Genomic DNA, 13714 nt, shown 5'->3' on the forward strand with positions numbered 1-13714 from the left:
CCCCACGGGGCACTGCCCATTTCGTCCGCTGACTGTTTCTGAACTGTTCGTCGGTGAATACAACACCGATATGCCGAATATGCCGTTTCGCGCGGTGGCTACCCGAGTATTCGACAAGTGGAGTGGGGGTCTGACCACTTGGGACAATTTGTTCCTGCCGGCGCCCTTGCGGTACAGCATGCCCTGCAAATCCTCTGGCAGCGTGCCGGCGTAATCGTCGATGGTGTAGTCATATTCTTCGTGCCGGGGGTCTAGACGGTGAGGTCGGCGTCGGCCGTGTCGGTGTTGGTCACATTCGGTGCTGTCTGTTGAGGTGAGTGGTGGCTCGGTGAACGCGCAGCGTGCAGGACAATCCGGGCAGGTGCGGGTCGAACTCGAGCGGCATGGCTGAATCCTTGTCGAACACCTTCTCGCAGGCGGACTTGCAGGCCATCAGGCACGAATGTTCCTGCGCCACAACGGCACCGGTTGCTGTATGCATGGCGCATTCCGGGATCTCGTACACCAGTGTTCCGTCGGCTTCGACGCCGGTCCGGTGTATCGGTCCGACCAGAAATGTCGCCACGGACACCCCGGCGTCCATGATCTTGGGATATATCCTGCGAGGGATCAGACCGACGGTGCCGAAGGCGGGCAGCAGGAACCGCAGCCAGCTCCGCAGCCGGGTGGCCACCGCGTCGGAGACCAACTGCTCGACGTCTGCTCTGGGCATTACCGCCACCAATCCGGTGATGGCCCATTCCAATTCCCGGACGAACTGCCCATAGCGGCAGCGCCATGATTCACGGGCGGTCAGCCGGGCCCGGGCGGGGATTCGCCCGGCGTTCACCGCTTGCCATCCGGCCTCGACCGCCGCGCGATCATCGGCGACTTGCCGCAGTAACGGCAGCAGCACCGTTTCGGGTATGTCGCCCACCCGGGCCAGCATGGATCGCATGATCCAGTCATCACGTACGGCGGCGAGCCTGTTATTCATGGCATCTCGACCTTTGCAGCCTTCCACTGACCATCGAGCCGCTGCATCGTCATCACGATGCGGCTGCGGTCGATGCGTGGCTCCGGTATGTCGGTGTTGGTCACGGTCTGGTCGACGAACAGCAGCACTTCCATTTGATCCCTGGTCGCCGATTTGACCGCCGAGTCCACGACCACACCGTGCCCGGTCGCTTTGCGCGCTATCAGCACTTGGCGCAGCTGGCTGCTGGATTGGCGGTACAGGTCCTGGAACTCACCGGACACGCCGTCGAGGACGGTCGCGAAGTTCGTGTCCGGGTTATTGCTGTCGATCGGTGTCAGGGTGACTGTGTAGTCCTCTGCCGCCTTCTGGGTTGCCGCGCCGGCGGCCTGAATATCATGACGGCTATTGTCCTGCCACCCCCGGTAGCCGCAACACGCCGCCAGCGCGAGAACTAGGAGCGCGACGGAGCCGCGGGCCGGGTGCGGCAGGCGTTGTGGCGATGCCGGTGCGGTCTCACCTCGGGTGTCACCGCCGCCGGTGGCCGTGCCGTCGATATCGGGTGGCTTCTTCCGGGCCTCAGGTGGGTGCAGCAACTGTGTGTCCGGCATGTGTCGGCTCTTTGTCAGTTCCATGGAATGCCTTGACGCTGCGGTTCGGACTCCGGCGGCATCACCGGCCCGCCATAGGGCAGGGGGATCGTGTGAGGACCTACCGGCGTCGGGTCGTGACTGGTGGACCAATAGTTTGTAACAGGCGTCACCTTCGTGGTCAACGAGTTCGGGCCGCTCACGCCGGGCGCGCAGAGCCGGGATTTTCCCGGGGGTTTGCCATGATGGCCAGGTGAGTGGCACGCGAGCGAAACCCGGTCCAGGGCGCCCAGCTGGCATCGACAGCGGCGATACCCGGCAGCGGGTGATCGACGCGGCGTGTCGGTGTTTCGCCCAGTACGGGTACAGCACGGCGACCAACAGTCTGATCGCCGAATTGGCCGGTGTCACCGCGGGGGCGGTGTACTACCACTACGGGGCCAAGAGCAAACTCTTCGACGCCGTGTGTGAGACCGTGTACGGCAAGATCATCGCGCGGTCGGCGGAAGTCGCGATGGCCCAGCCGCTTTCGGTGCGCGGACTGCTGCATGCGGTGCTGGGGGAGTCGATGCGGATCAACCACGAGTCGCCCACGCTGGCCGGGTTCGTCGCCACCGCGCCCATCGACGCGCGGCGTCATCCTGAACTCACCGAGGCGTTCGCCAAACAGGCCGTCGCTATGGCCGAGACGCTGACTGCAGCTGTGCGCCACGGCCAGGATCACGGCTTGATCCGCGCCGACCGGGATCCGGTGGCGATCGCGCGCCTGATCAGTACCATCGTCGATGGGTTTGCCCATGCGGCCGCGACTACCAGTCCGGCCGTCATGGATGACATGACCGCCTTGTTCGACTCTCTGCTGCTGGAAGCCGAGGGCTAGACCGCCGCCGCAGGCCGTAGCGTTGACAGCGGTTCGTGTGGGGGCGTCGTGGCCGATTTGATCGCCGATTCCGGCGTGGACGCAACCACCCTGACGCGAATCTTCACTACGGACGCGGCGGCACCGTTCGGCGGGATCAAGGAGTCGGGTCTGGGCCGGGAGGGTGGCGGCGAGGGAATCGAGGAGTACCTCGAAACCAAGTACATCGCGCTGGCCTGAGCCCCACGTCGGGCAGGGCCACTACCAGGCCGGCAGCAACCCGGCAGCACGGACCTGCTCCAGCGACGGGGCGTCCGCGTCCCGATCCGAGAGCACCAGAGGATGACCGTCGGGCCAGTCGATCCCGATCGCCGGGTCGGTGGCGCAGATGGTGTGCTCGCGCTGCGGATCGTATTCGGCTGAGCACAGATACATCACCGTCGAATTATCTTCCAGCGCAACAAATCCGTGCGCCAGACCGGCCGCCAGGTACACCGACCGGCGATCCCGGGCATCCAGCACCACCGCGTCCCAGCGGCCGTAGGTCGGGGAGCCGACCCGGATGTCGACCACGACGTCGAAGACCGAACCCGACACGCAGGTGACGTACTTGGCCTGCCCGGGCGGCAGTTGGGCGAAGTGCAGGCCACGCAGCACCCCGGCGCTCGACACCGAGCAGTTGGCCTGGCGCAGGTCGAAACGGTGCCCGGCGAACGCGGTGAACTCCCGGTCGGTGAACCACTCGAAGAACACGCCGCGGGAATCGGTGTGCTGAGTCGGGGTGAGCTCCCAGGCCCCCGGGATGGTCAGCTCGCGCGCCTGCACGTCAGCGCCCCAATTCCGCGTAGCGGGCCTCGGCAGCCTCTTTCAGGGGAGCCCACCAGGATTCGTTGGCGCGGTACCAGGCGATGGTCTCGCGCAGGCCCGCCTCGAAGTCGGTGTGCTCGGGCTTCCAGCCCAATTCGTCGCGCAACGCCGACGGGTCGATCGCGTAGCGCAGGTCGTGACCGGGGCGGTCGGAGACGTGATCGTAGTCGTCGGGGTCGTGGTCCATCAGTCGCAGGATCATCTGCAGCACGCTGCGGTTGTCCCGCTCCCCGTCGGCGCCGATCAGGTAGGTGCGCCCCATATGACCGCCGGTCATGATCTGCCAGACGGCACTGTTGTGGTCGTCGACGTGAATCCAGTCGCGGACGTTGGCCCCGTTGCCGTACAGCTTGGCCCGGCGCCCGGTGAGCAGGTTGGTGATCTGGCGCGGGATGAACTTCTCCACATGCTGATACGGCCCGTAGTTGTTGGAGCAGTTCGAGATCGTCGCGCGCACGCGATAGGAACGCACCCAGGAGTGCACCAGCAGGTCGGCAGCGGCCTTGGTCGATGAGTAAGGGCTTGACGGGTGATACGGCGTCGTCTCGGTAAACCGGCGCGGGTCGTCGAGAGCCAGTTCGCCGTAGACCTCGTCAGTGGAGATGTGGTGCAGCCGCACCCCCTGGGCGCGCACCGCCTCCAGCACGGTAAAAGTGCCGATCACGTTGGATCGCAGGAACGGCTCCGGGTCGGCCAGGGCGTTGTCCACGTGGGTTTCGGCGGCGAAGTGCACCACCGCGTCGGTCTCGGGGTTCAACTCGGCGACCAGCGCAGCAACCAGTGCGGCATCGGTGATGTCGCCCTGCACCAGCCGGATCCGGTCAGCGGCATCGGCCAGTGATTCGCGGCTGCCGGCGTAGGTCAACGCGTCGAGCACGGTGATCGTGGTACCGGGGCGCTGCGCGAGCGTGCTGTGCACGAAGTTGGCGCCGATGAACCCGGCGCCGCCGGTGACCAGCAGATGCATGGGGCAACCCTAACGGTGGTGCGACCCGGATTCCCGCTTGCGCTTAGGCCCGCGGCGTCAGCCCGAGTGGGCCGGCCAGCTCGGTCAGCGTCGGCAGCAGGTTCTTCCAGCCGCCCAGCACCTGGATGGTCACCTGATCCGCGCCGGCATCCAAGTGCGCGTCCAGGCGCGCGGCGATCTCGTCGGCGGTGCCGTGCGCGACCACCGCGTCGATCAACCGGTCACTGCCCGGCGCGCGCACGTCGCGCTCACTGAAGCCCAACCGGCGCCAGTTGTTGACGTAGTTGGACAGCCGTAGGTAGAAGCCGACCGCCTCGCGTCCGACCTCGCGGGCCGCGGTGGCGTCCGTGGACAGGACCACCTTGTGTTCGGGCGCCAGGAACACCGACGGGCCGACCAGCTCGCGCGCACTGGCGGTGTGTTCGGGCGTGGTCAGGTAGGGGTGCGCCCCGGCGCTGCGCTGCGCCGCCAACCGCAACACCTTGGGGCCCAGTGCGGCCAGCACTCGGCGGCTGTTCGGCACTGCGGCGTCATCGAGGGCGTCCAGGTAGTCGGTCAGGGCCGCATAGGGGCTGCGGTACTCGGCGGTGGCCTCGGAGTGACCGACACCGATGCCGAGCAGGAACCGGTCCGGGTAGGCGGATTCGATGCGGTGATAGGACTCGGCGACCTGTGCGGCCGGCGCGGACCAGATGTTGACGATCCCGGTGGCCACCTGCAGGGTCGAGGTCGCCGCCAGCAGCGGCTCGACGAACGCCAGGTCGGCGGCCGGTGAGCCGCCCACCCAGATCGCGCCGTAGCCCAGGCGTTCGATCTCGGCGGCCTGCTCAGGAGTGGGGGATCCGAAGGTCCACACCGCGTAGCGGCCCAGGTCGGGTTTGAGTGCGAACGTGTCCGACATCGTGACTCCTGTGCTCGTCGCAGTTACTCGGTGGGCAGCGGATACGAGTTGTCGACCGGTGGGGGTTCGGCGGCCTTGGGGCGCAGCATGGCCGCGACGTCCACCCCGGACGCCTTCAGCGTCTCCAGCACCTTGGCGATGCCCAATGGACTGATACCCAGCAGACCGCCGATCGCATCCTGGGCATCGCCGGCGCCGCCGACGATCGACAGCCGCTCGATGTCAGACAGCGGCGCGGCCGCGGCCTGGGTGGCCGCAACGACCGAGGCCAGCACATCGGGGAGCATCAGCATTCGGGCCGCCTCCGCGCTGTAGCTGTTGAGGGCGTTGGCGATCTCCTTCTTACCCTCGGCTTCGGCGAGCAGCTTGGCCTTGGTGCCCTCGGCCTCGGCGACCAGGCTCGCCCTGGCGCCGTCGGCCTCGGCCTGGCGCTCCACCCGCAGCGCCTCGGCGGCCGCCTTGCGCGCGTCGGCTTGGGCTTCACCGGCTTGGCGGGCCGCCTCCGCCTGGGCCTGAGCCGCCAGGATCGCGGCCTGGCGCTGGCCCTCGGCGCGGGCCACATCGGCCTGGCGCTGCGCCTCGGCCGGGGCGATCACATCGGCCTGCAGAGCGGCCTGGGCCTGCTCGGCGCGACGCTGCTCCACCTCGATGCGGGCCTGCACCCGGGCGGCCTCGGCCTGCTCGACGGCGATACCGACGTCCTTCTCGGCGCGGGCGTGCGCCAGCGGACCGGCCTGGTCGGCTTGGGCGTTCTCCGCCTCGGTCTGGGCGCGCAGCCGGGCCAGCTCGACGTCGCGCTTCTGGTTGGCGGTGGCGATCGCAGTGTCGGCTTCGGCCTGGGCGACCGCTCCCGCCTGACGGGCCTTGGCCGACTGGATCTGGGCGTCCCGCTCGGCTTCGGCGGTGCCGACCGTGGCGTCCCGTTTCACCTCGGCGATGCGCCGCTGACCCAGCGATTCGAGATAGCCGTTGCGGTCGGAGATGCCGGCGATCTTGAGGACGTCGACTTCCATGCCGATGCGGGACAGGTCGGTCCCGGCTTCCTCGACCACGCTGCGGGCCAGGGTGTCGCGGTTGGAGTTGAGATCCTCGACGGTCATCGTCGCGGTGATGCCGCGCAGGCTCCCGGCGAGGATGTCATTGATCTGGCGCTGCAGATCGTCGAGGTCCGACGTCAAGAAGCGCTGCACCGCGGTCTGCACGGCGTCGTCGGCCGAGCCGATCCGGACCAGGCCGACGGCTTCCACGTTGACCGGCACCCCGTTGTTGGACAGCGCGTTCTGCAGGTTGATGCTGACGTTGAACGGCTCCAGCGACATGATGTCGACTCGTTCGATGCCCGGCATCCGGAACCTGGCGCCGCCGCGAACCACCTTGGGCTGACCGCGCCCGGTGAACACGGCGACCTCGTTCGGCGGGACCTTGATGTAGTTCTGGACGTAGATCATCGGCAATACGACCAGCAACAGCAGTGCTGCGACGGTGGCGATGGTCACGATCAAGACAAGCGACACGATTACTGCCTCTCCAGCTGGTTACTGAGTGGGTACTGCGACGACGTGCAGGTAATCGGCGTCGACATCGGCGATGTAGACGCGGGTGGCTTTGGTGAGTGCCTGCGGCTCCGGGCTGATCGCGCGGGACCGGACCCGGTTGCCGTCGGGATCGACGAAGGCGATCTCACCCCACCCGCCGGGCGGTACGTCGATCGTCACCGTGCCCAACAGGCCGATGTAGGCCGACCGTGCGTGCTGGGAATTGGATTCCTGCCGGTGCAGATAGGGCAGCACCACGCCATGCAGGATGAAGACCAGCGTGGCTCCAGTGCCCAGGCCCAGTGCGGCCGCGGGCACGGCATTGAACCCGGCCCAGGTCCCCACCAACCCGCCGGCACCCGTTCCGACCAGGGCGGCGGACATTCCGGTCAGGCTCAGAAAAGGCATCCCGTCGTGCCCGATATCGGTCAACAGCAAGGCGGTGAGCAGGGCGATCGCGCCGACGGCGAATGCCGCCAGGTACACCGCCGTCATGACTCCTCCTGCAGGTCGAAGGGCGCCACTACACCGATCGTCAGGTCATCCTCGCATGCTGCTGCTGTATGGACCCCGCGGTTTAGCGAGGCTCGACGCAGGAGAGGCGAAGCTGGGGCCGCGGCATTGAACCCCGCGGTTTAGCGAGGCTCGACGCAGGAGAGGCGAAGCTGGGGCCGCGGCAGAGATCCCCGCTATTTTGGCGTGGGAGGCGGATGCGGGTATCGTAGGTCGACGGTGCGGCGTCCGCGTCGGCTCTTGCGTGTCCAGTCTGAGATTCTTGGGGTTCTACCTCGAATTTTCTGTCACCGGCCCACGTTTTGCAGTCGTAGTCGATGCTGCGCCGAGGCGGGCGCATGCACATGCGACAAGTAAGTCAGACACGGAGGATCGCCGGAGAGTAATGGCCAAAAAAGACGGTGCAATCGAGGTCGAGGGTCGAGTGGTCGAACCCCTGCCCAATGCGATGTTTCGCATTGAGCTGGAGAACGGTCACAAGGTGCTCGCCCACATCAGCGGCAAGATGCGGCAGCACTACATCCGTATCCTGCCGGAAGACCGGGTGGTCGTGGAGTTGTCTCCCTATGACCTGTCCCGGGGACGCATCGTCTATCGGTACAAGTAGCTCCCGACCGCCCGAAGTACGTCAACCAGCGATTAGAACAGGACCACAGCAGCCGTGAAGGTGAACCCCAGCGTCAAGCCGATCTGCGACAAGTGCAGGGTGATCCGTCGGCACGGCCGGGTCATGGTGATCTGCTCGGACCCGCGCCACAAGCAGCGCCAGGGCTAGCAGCTCGTACCCTGCCCGGCCTGGTCGGGCACAGCCACAACTGAATGCAGACCTCCCAGTACCAGTGAGCGGATAGGCCGCCCACACACGCCCGGATCGGAGGCCGGGCCCCGGAGCAGTTGGCCGGGAACGGGCTGGGATCACAACCTCCGTGACGAAGATGAAAGGGGCATGCCCCCATGGCTCGACTTGTGGGCGTCGACCTGCCGCGCGATAAGCGCATGGAGATCGCGCTGACCTATATCTACGGCATCGGCCGTACTCGCTCCAACGAAATCCTGGCCGCGACCGGTATCGACAAGGACCAGCGCAGCAAGGACCTGACTGACGACCAGCTCACCCAGTTGCGTGACTACATCGAGCGCAACCTGAAGGTTGAGGGCGACCTGCGCCGCGAGGTGCAGGCCGACATCCGTCGCAAGATTGAGATCGGCTGCTACCAGGGTCTGCGGCACCGTCGCGGCCTGCCGGTGCGTGGCCAGCGGACCAAGACCAACGCGCGCACCCGCAAGGGCCCGAAGCGCACCATCGCCGGTAAGAAGAAGGCCAGGTAAGACCCATGGCAACCAAGAAAGCGACCGGGCCCAAGAAGGGCCAGAAGACTCGGCGGCGGGAAAAGAAGAACATCCCGCACGGTGCCGCGCACATCAAGAGCACCTTCAACAACACGATCGTGACGATCACCGACCCGCAGGGCAACGTGATCGCGTGGGCGTCGTCGGGCCACGTGGGCTTCAAGGGCTCGCGTAAGTCCACCCCGTTCGCTGCGCAGCTGGCCGCCGAGAACGCTGCCCGCAAGGCGCAGGAGCACGGCGTGAAGAAGGTCGACGTGTTCGTCAAGGGCCCGGGTTCGGGTCGTGAGACCGCGATCCGCTCGCTGCAGGCCGCCGGCCTCGAGGTTGGCGCGATTTCCGATGTCACCCCGCAGCCGCACAACGGCTGCCGTCCGCCCAAGCGGCGTCGGGTCTAGGAGGACTGAAACAACATGGCTCGTTACACCGGACCCGCCACCCGCAAGTCCCGCCGTCTCGGCGTTGACCTCATCGGCGGCGATCAGGCATTCGAAAAGCGGCCCTACCCGCCCGGCCAGCACGGCCGCGCCCGGGTCAAGGAGAGCGAATACCGACTGCAGCTGCAGGAGAAGCAGAAGGCTCGCTTCACCTACGGCGTGATGGAGAAGCAGTTCCGTCGCTACTACGAGGAAGCTGTCCGTCGCGGCGGCAAGACCGGCGAAGAACTGCTGCGCATCCTGGAGAGCCGGCTGGACAACGTGGTTTACCGCGCCGGCCTGGCCCGCACCCGTCGGATGGCCCGTCAGCTGGTCAGCCACGGCCACTTCACCGTCAACGGTGTGAAGGTCGATGTGCCCAGCTACCAGGTGGCGCAGTACGACATCATCGACGTCAAGGACAAGTCGCTCAACACGGTGCCGTTCCAGATCGCCCGTGAGGTCGCCGGCGACCGTCCGATCCCGGGCTGGCTGCAGGTGGTCGGGGAGCGTCAGCGCATCCTGGTCCACCAGCTGCCCGAGCGGGCTCAGATCGTCGTTCCGCTCACCGAGCAGCTGATCGTCGAGTTCTACTCGAAGTAAGACAACTCGGGGTCCGACCCCGAGTCCCCGCGGGGATCCGCGAGCGCGGCGTAGCCGGGCGAAGCGGATCGCCGCGAGACAACCGAGCGGCATCAAATAGCGGGTGCCAGAAGGAGAAAGAACACCATGCTGATCTCTCAGCGTCCGACCCTGTCCGAAGAGGTCGTGGCCGACAACCGGTCGCAGTTCGTCATCGAACCGCTGGAGCCGGGATTCGGTTACACCCTGGGCAACTCGCTTCGTCGTACCCTGCTGTCGTCGATCCCCGGCGCGGCGGTCACCAGCATCCGCATCGACGGTGTGCTGCACGAGTTCACCACGGTCCCCGGGGTCAAGGAAGATGTCACCGACATCATCCTGAACCTCAAGGGCCTGGTGGTCTCGTCCGAAGAGGACGAGCCGGTCACCATGTACCTGCGCAAGCAGGGCCCGGGTGCGGTCACCGCCGGTGACATCGTTCCGCCGGCCGGCGTGACGGTGCACAACCCAGACATGCACATCGCCACCCTGAACGACAAGGGCAAGCTCGAGGTCGAGCTGATCGTCGAGCGCGGCCGCGGGTACGTCCCGGCCGTGCAGAACAAGGTGTCGGGCGCGGAGATCGGCCGCATCCCGGTCGACTCGATCTATTCGCCGGTGCTCAAGGTGACCTACAAGGTCGAGGCGACCCGTGTCGAGCAGCGCACCGACTTCGACAAGCTGGTGCTGGACGTGGAGACCAAGAACTCCATCAGCCCGCGAGACGCGCTGGCCTCGGCCGGTAAGACCCTGGTCGAGCTGTTCGGTCTGGCGCGGGAACTCAACGTCGAGGCCGAGGGCATCGAGATCGGCCCGTCGCCGGCCGAGGCGGACCACATCGCCTCGTTCGCGCTGCCGATCGACGACCTGGACCTGACCGTGCGGTCCTACAACTGCCTGAAGCGCGAGGGTGTGCACACGGTCGGGGAGTTGGTCGCTCGCACCGAGTCCGACCTGCTCGACATCCGCAACTTCGGTCAGAAGTCCATCGACGAGGTCAAGGTCAAGCTGCACCAGCTCGGCCTGTCGCTCAAGGACAGCCCGGCCAGCTTCGACCCGTCGCAGGTGGCGGGCTACGACGTTGCCACCGGCACCTGGTCGGCCGACGCCGGTTATGACGAGCAGGACTACGCCGAAACCGAACAGCTGTAACGCCCAACCTCTCGATAAGAGAGCCGTCCCGGCCCTACCTGACACGGGGGTCGGCCCCATTTAGGAGAAGTCGCAATGCCCAAGCCCACCAAGGGCCCCCGCCTCGGCGGAAAGTCCTCGCACCAGAAGGCGCTGCTGGCCAACTTGGCCACCTCGCTGTTCACTCACGGCCGGATCAAGACCACCGAGCCGAAGGCGCGGGCATTGCGGCCGTACGCCGAGAAGCTGATCACCCACGCCAAGAAGGGCACGCTGCACAACCGGCGTGAGGTGCTCAAGAAGATCCGCGACAAGGACGTGGTGCACTCGCTGTTCGCCGAGATCGCCCCGCACTTCGCGGACCGCAGCGGTGGCTACACCCGGATCATCAAGGTCGAGCCGCGTCAGGGTGACAACGCCCCGATGGCCGTGATCGAGCTGGTTCGGGAGAAGACCGTGACGTCGGAGGCTGACCGCGCTCGCCGCGCTGCGGCCAAGGCGGACAAGGCTGCCTCCAAGACCGAGAAGGCCGAGAAGCCCGCTGAGGTTGAGGCCGTCGAGGCTGACGAGACGGTCGAAGAGCCGGCCGCCGAGGCGACCGAGGCCACCGACGCTGCTGAGGCCACCGATGCGGCCGAGGGTACCGACGAGTCCTGACGGTACGGCCGAAGTCGTCCGGCTTCGGCTCGACATCGCCTACGACGGCACGGAATTCGCCGGCTGGGCGGTTCAGGCGGGACAGCGCACGGTCGCCGGAGTTCTCGACGAGGCTCTGACGACCGTGTTCCGCACTCCGGTGCGGTTGTTCGCGGCCGGACGTACCGATACGGGTGTGCACGCCACCGGGCAGGTGGCCCACCTCGATGTTCCGGTTTCGGCGCTACCGCATGCCTATTCGCGGACCCGGCGGTACGGCGAGCCGGAGTTCCTGGCGCTGACCCGGCGATTGTCGCGCTTCCTGCCGATCGACGTGCGGGTGCTGCGGGTGCAGCGCACCGTCGCTGAGTTCGATGCCCGGTTCTCGGCGCTGCGCCGCCACTACACCTACCGGTTGTCGACCGCTGCGTACGGGGTGGTGCCGCAGCAGGCCCGCTACATCACCGCGTGGTCGCGTCCGCTGGACGTCGACGCGATGGCCGAGGCCTCCCGGACTCTGGTGGGGCTGCATGACTTTGCGGCCTTCTGCCGGCACCGCGAGGGCGCAACCACCATTCGCGACCTGCAGCGTCTGGACTGGGTTCGCGACGGTGATCTGGTCACTGCGCACGTCAGCGCCGACGCGTTCTGCTGGTCGATGGTGCGTTCCCTGGTCGGGGCGGTGCTGGCGGTCGGTGAGCGCCGGCGCGATGCCGCCTGGTGCGCCGATCTGCTGAACGCGCAGCGCCGATCCAGCGATTTCACCGCCGCACCCGCCCGCGGGCTGACCTTGGTCGGCGTCGACTACCCGCCGGACGATCAGCTGGGGGCGCGCACGATCATCACCCGGGATCTGCGGAAGCCCTGCTGATCGTCGCGAGATCGTGCTGAACGCAGGTGGCTACTCGAACCTGTCCTGCGAGAACGCCCGACAGCGCTACAGCAGGCCGGCGACGAACGAAGCGGCCTGATTGGTCATGCCCGGTGTGTAGCCGGAGTGCGCGGAGAACATGCGCCCAGGCGAGCAGACCGGGTCGCCATCGGTGCACAGGTCGATGGTCTTGAATCCGTAGACCGGACTGTTGGTCAGCGGTTGCCCGATCTTGTTCGACGGGTTGCCGAACACCGCGATCGCCGCGACGTGGTCGGCGGCCTCGGGGGGCAGCGGCGCGGTGAAACCGAAGCCCGGCACCGGTGCCGCCGCCACGATGTCGATGATCGCCGCGCCCTGCGAGTAGCCGCCGAGGACCAGGCGGGTGCCCGGGCAGTTCTCCACCATCCACATGATGTGGCCGCTGGCGTCGTTGGCGCCGTCGGCGGCCCGGCCAAAGTCATAGCTGGCCGGGTAGTTGACCGCATAGGCGCCGACCGATCGGGACGTCCGGTTCCGCAAAGCGCTGACCAGGCCGTCGCCGACCCGACCCAGGCCCGGCGGCTCGCTGGTGCCGCGAGCGAACACCACCTCGACATCGGGGCAACCGTCAGCCGAGGCGGTCGGCGTCGATGACGCGGTGGGGTCCATCAGCAGCGCTGCGGCAGCGACCCCTGCCGCCAGGACGCGGAATGCCTTCATGGTGAACGATAGTAGCGAAAATAAGCCTTGATGAGCTAACTAAAACGGGTGGGTCCCGTCACGGCGCCAGCGTCGGCGCCGGGCCCGCAGCCCGCAGCCGGCCGGCGATGAAGTTCGCCGCCTGGCTGGTCAGCGCCGGGATGTAGCCGTCGGTGTGATCGGTCCACTCGTTGCCGGGGCCCTCGTGACAGATCGGGTCACCCGGGTTGCACAGGTCGAGAGCCTTCGAACCGAACAGGGCGCTCTGCACGCTGATCGGTCCGCCGGTGCGGTCGGCAGGGTTACCGAACGTGGTCACCGCCACCACCTGGTCGGCGTACTGCGCCGGCAGCTGGTTGCCCCAAGTGATGCCGCCGACCTGGGTGCCGGTCACGATGTCGATGACCGAGGCGCCCTGCGAGTAGCCGCCCAGCACCAGCTGGGTGTCCGGGCAGACTTCAGCCGCCGCCTTGACCCGCTTGATCACGTCGTTGGCGCCGTCGCCGCCACCCAGCTGCAGCCGGCCGGCGGGGTAGTTGACCGCGTACTCGTCGACCTTCTTGGAGGTCTGCTGGCGCAGCGAGTCGATCATGGCCCGGCCGACGCGGCCGACGCCCGGGGGCTCGCTGGTGCCGCGGGCGAAGATGACCTCGACGTCCGGGCAGTCGTAGGCGGTCGCCACCGGGACGACGCTCGGCGCTACTGCCGGAAGCGTCAGCAGTGCGCCTGCCATCAATGTCGCGGAAAAAATGCTGCTCAGCTGAACAAAACGCATACCCGAGATGGTACCGAAGCCCGAATCCGATACCGACGGGACTGTGGAT

18 protein-coding genes and 2 pseudogenes are annotated in these 13714 nt (G+C 67.0%); 11 read left to right on the top strand and 9 right to left on the bottom strand.

Annotated features, from left to right (window positions below; translation table 11 throughout):
• A pseudogene (locus N416_RS24075) lies at positions 1-214 on the top strand (hypothetical protein); the annotation flags it as partial.
• Positions 215-289: 75 nt separating this feature from the next.
• On the opposite strand, the gene N416_RS0119415 reads toward N416_RS24075, so the two are convergent.
• Together N416_RS0119415 and N416_RS21920 are read right to left on the bottom strand one after the other, a co-directional pair.
• The gene (locus tag N416_RS0119415) at positions 290-976 is read right to left on the bottom strand and encodes a hypothetical protein (protein WP_024443761.1); all 687 of its coding nucleotides are present in this window, start codon (positions 974-976) and stop codon (positions 290-292) included.
• Positions 973-1590 carry a hypothetical protein gene (locus tag N416_RS21920; protein ID WP_081654633.1) on the bottom strand — a complete coding sequence of 206 codons (618 nt, stop codon included), beginning with the start codon at positions 1588-1590 and terminating at the stop codon, positions 973-975. Before N416_RS21920 ends, N416_RS0119415 begins: the two co-directional genes overlap by 4 nt.
• Positions 1591-1798: 208 nt before the next feature.
• Between N416_RS21920 and N416_RS0119425 the strand changes: the two genes are divergently transcribed.
• Both N416_RS0119425 and N416_RS23385 read left to right on the top strand, forming a co-directional pair.
• A complete protein-coding gene (locus N416_RS0119425; RefSeq protein ID WP_024443763.1) occupies positions 1799-2425 on the top strand; it encodes a TetR/AcrR family transcriptional regulator in 627 nt (208 codons plus the stop codon).
• A 105-nt stretch (positions 2426-2530) separates the two neighbouring features.
• Positions 2531-2644 (top strand): annotated as a pseudogene (locus tag N416_RS23385) (aldehyde dehydrogenase family protein); the annotation flags it as partial.
• Positions 2645-2665: 21 nt separating this feature from the next.
• Here N416_RS23385 and rfbC read toward each other — a convergent pair.
• The 5 genes from rfbC to N416_RS0119455 are packed head-to-tail and all read right to left on the bottom strand — an operon-like array spanning position 2666 to position 7169.
• Positions 2666-3229 carry a dTDP-4-dehydrorhamnose 3,5-epimerase gene (gene rfbC, locus N416_RS0119435; protein ID WP_024443764.1) on the bottom strand — a complete coding sequence of 188 codons (564 nt, stop codon included), beginning with the start codon at positions 3227-3229 and terminating at the stop codon, positions 2666-2668.
• A gap of 1 nt (position 3230) precedes the next feature.
• A complete protein-coding gene (gene rfbB / locus N416_RS0119440) occupies positions 3231-4238 on the bottom strand; it encodes a dTDP-glucose 4,6-dehydratase (RefSeq protein WP_024443765.1) in 1008 nt (335 codons plus the stop codon).
• Between the two features lie 43 nt (positions 4239-4281).
• A complete protein-coding gene (locus N416_RS0119445) occupies positions 4282-5139 on the bottom strand; it encodes an LLM class F420-dependent oxidoreductase (protein ID WP_024443766.1) in 858 nt (285 codons plus the stop codon).
• Between the two features lie 23 nt (positions 5140-5162).
• On the bottom strand, positions 5163-6653 hold the full coding sequence (locus N416_RS0119450; RefSeq protein ID WP_036458659.1) for a flotillin family protein: 1491 nt from the start codon (positions 6651-6653) through the stop codon (positions 5163-5165).
• A 21-nt stretch (positions 6654-6674) separates the two neighbouring features.
• Positions 6675-7169, bottom strand: a complete 495-nt coding sequence (locus N416_RS0119455; protein ID WP_024443768.1) for a hypothetical protein — start codon at positions 7167-7169, stop codon at positions 6675-6677.
• A gap of 403 nt (positions 7170-7572) precedes the next feature.
• On the opposite strand from N416_RS0119455, the gene infA reads away from it, so the two are divergent.
• The 8 genes from infA (at position 7573) to truA (ending at position 12209) form a co-directional block, all read left to right on the top strand.
• Positions 7573-7794: a translation initiation factor IF-1 gene (infA, locus tag N416_RS0119460; protein ID WP_003418601.1), complete on the top strand. Its 222-nt coding sequence runs from the start codon at positions 7573-7575 to the stop codon at positions 7792-7794.
• Positions 7795-7848: 54 nt separating this feature from the next.
• Positions 7849-7962, top strand: a complete 114-nt coding sequence (gene rpmJ, locus N416_RS22900; RefSeq protein ID WP_003879483.1) for a 50S ribosomal protein L36 — start codon at positions 7849-7851, stop codon at positions 7960-7962.
• 179 nt (positions 7963-8141) lie between these two features.
• A complete protein-coding gene (gene rpsM, locus N416_RS0119470) occupies positions 8142-8516 on the top strand; it encodes a 30S ribosomal protein S13 (RefSeq protein ID WP_024443769.1) in 375 nt (124 codons plus the stop codon).
• Between the two features lie 5 nt (positions 8517-8521).
• Entirely contained in the window at positions 8522-8932 is a 411-nt protein-coding gene (gene rpsK, locus N416_RS0119475; protein WP_024443770.1) for a 30S ribosomal protein S11, read from the top strand.
• A gap of 15 nt (positions 8933-8947) precedes the next feature.
• Complete coding sequence (rpsD, locus tag N416_RS0119480) at positions 8948-9553, top strand: 30S ribosomal protein S4 (RefSeq protein WP_024443771.1); 606 nt, start codon at positions 8948-8950, stop codon at positions 9551-9553.
• Positions 9554-9679: 126 nt separating this feature from the next.
• Complete coding sequence (locus N416_RS0119485; RefSeq protein WP_019738182.1) at positions 9680-10723, top strand: DNA-directed RNA polymerase subunit alpha; 1044 nt, start codon at positions 9680-9682, stop codon at positions 10721-10723.
• 75 nt (positions 10724-10798) lie between these two features.
• The gene (rplQ, locus tag N416_RS0119490; RefSeq protein ID WP_024443772.1) at positions 10799-11359 is read left to right on the top strand and encodes a 50S ribosomal protein L17; all 561 of its coding nucleotides are present in this window, start codon (positions 10799-10801) and stop codon (positions 11357-11359) included.
• Positions 11331-12209 carry a tRNA pseudouridine(38-40) synthase TruA gene (truA, locus tag N416_RS0119495; protein WP_024443773.1) on the top strand — a complete coding sequence of 293 codons (879 nt, stop codon included), beginning with the start codon at positions 11331-11333 and terminating at the stop codon, positions 12207-12209. Before rplQ ends, truA begins: the two co-directional genes overlap by 29 nt.
• A gap of 66 nt (positions 12210-12275) precedes the next feature.
• Here truA and N416_RS0119500 read toward each other — a convergent pair whose 3' ends face one another.
• Both N416_RS0119500 and N416_RS0119505 read right to left on the bottom strand, forming a co-directional pair.
• Complete coding sequence (locus N416_RS0119500; RefSeq protein ID WP_024443774.1) at positions 12276-12911, bottom strand: cutinase family protein; 636 nt, start codon at positions 12909-12911, stop codon at positions 12276-12278.
• A gap of 58 nt (positions 12912-12969) precedes the next feature.
• Positions 12970-13665, bottom strand: a complete 696-nt coding sequence (locus N416_RS0119505) for a cutinase family protein (protein ID WP_024443775.1) — start codon at positions 13663-13665, stop codon at positions 12970-12972.
• Positions 13666-13714: the final 49 nt, after the last annotated feature.

Origin of the sequence: Mycobacterium sp. UM_WGJ (assembly GCF_000455125.1) — a bacterium.
Taxonomy (GTDB): Bacteria; Actinomycetota; Actinomycetes; order Mycobacteriales; family Mycobacteriaceae; genus Mycobacterium.

Coding starts and splice junctions, on each gene's coding strand:
- N416_RS0119415 (WP_024443761.1), bottom strand. CDS start 976: ATGAATAACAGGCTCGCCGCCGTACGTGATGACTGGATCATGCGATCC.
- N416_RS21920 (WP_081654633.1), bottom strand. CDS start 1,590: ATGGAACTGACAAAGAGCCGACACATGCCGGACACACAGTTGCTGCAC.
- rfbB (WP_024443765.1), bottom strand. CDS start 4,238: ATGCATCTGCTGGTCACCGGCGGCGCCGGGTTCATCGGCGCCAACTTC.
- N416_RS0119445 (WP_024443766.1), bottom strand. CDS start 5,139: ATGTCGGACACGTTCGCACTCAAACCCGACCTGGGCCGCTACGCGGTG.
- N416_RS0119455 (WP_024443768.1), bottom strand. CDS start 7,169: ATGACGGCGGTGTACCTGGCGGCATTCGCCGTCGGCGCGATCGCCCTG.
- infA (WP_003418601.1), top strand. CDS start 7,573: ATGGCCAAAAAAGACGGTGCAATCGAGGTCGAGGGTCGAGTGGTCGAA.
- rpsM (WP_024443769.1), top strand. CDS start 8,142: ATGGCTCGACTTGTGGGCGTCGACCTGCCGCGCGATAAGCGCATGGAG.
- rpsK (WP_024443770.1), top strand. CDS start 8,522: ATGGCAACCAAGAAAGCGACCGGGCCCAAGAAGGGCCAGAAGACTCGG.
- rpsD (WP_024443771.1), top strand. CDS start 8,948: ATGGCTCGTTACACCGGACCCGCCACCCGCAAGTCCCGCCGTCTCGGC.
- N416_RS0119485 (WP_019738182.1), top strand. CDS start 9,680: ATGCTGATCTCTCAGCGTCCGACCCTGTCCGAAGAGGTCGTGGCCGAC.
- rplQ (WP_024443772.1), top strand. CDS start 10,799: ATGCCCAAGCCCACCAAGGGCCCCCGCCTCGGCGGAAAGTCCTCGCAC.
- truA (WP_024443773.1), top strand. CDS start 11,331: ATGCGGCCGAGGGTACCGACGAGTCCTGACGGTACGGCCGAAGTCGTC.
- N416_RS0119500 (WP_024443774.1), bottom strand. CDS start 12,911: ATGAAGGCATTCCGCGTCCTGGCGGCAGGGGTCGCTGCCGCAGCGCTG.
- N416_RS0119505 (WP_024443775.1), bottom strand. CDS start 13,665: ATGCGTTTTGTTCAGCTGAGCAGCATTTTTTCCGCGACATTGATGGCA.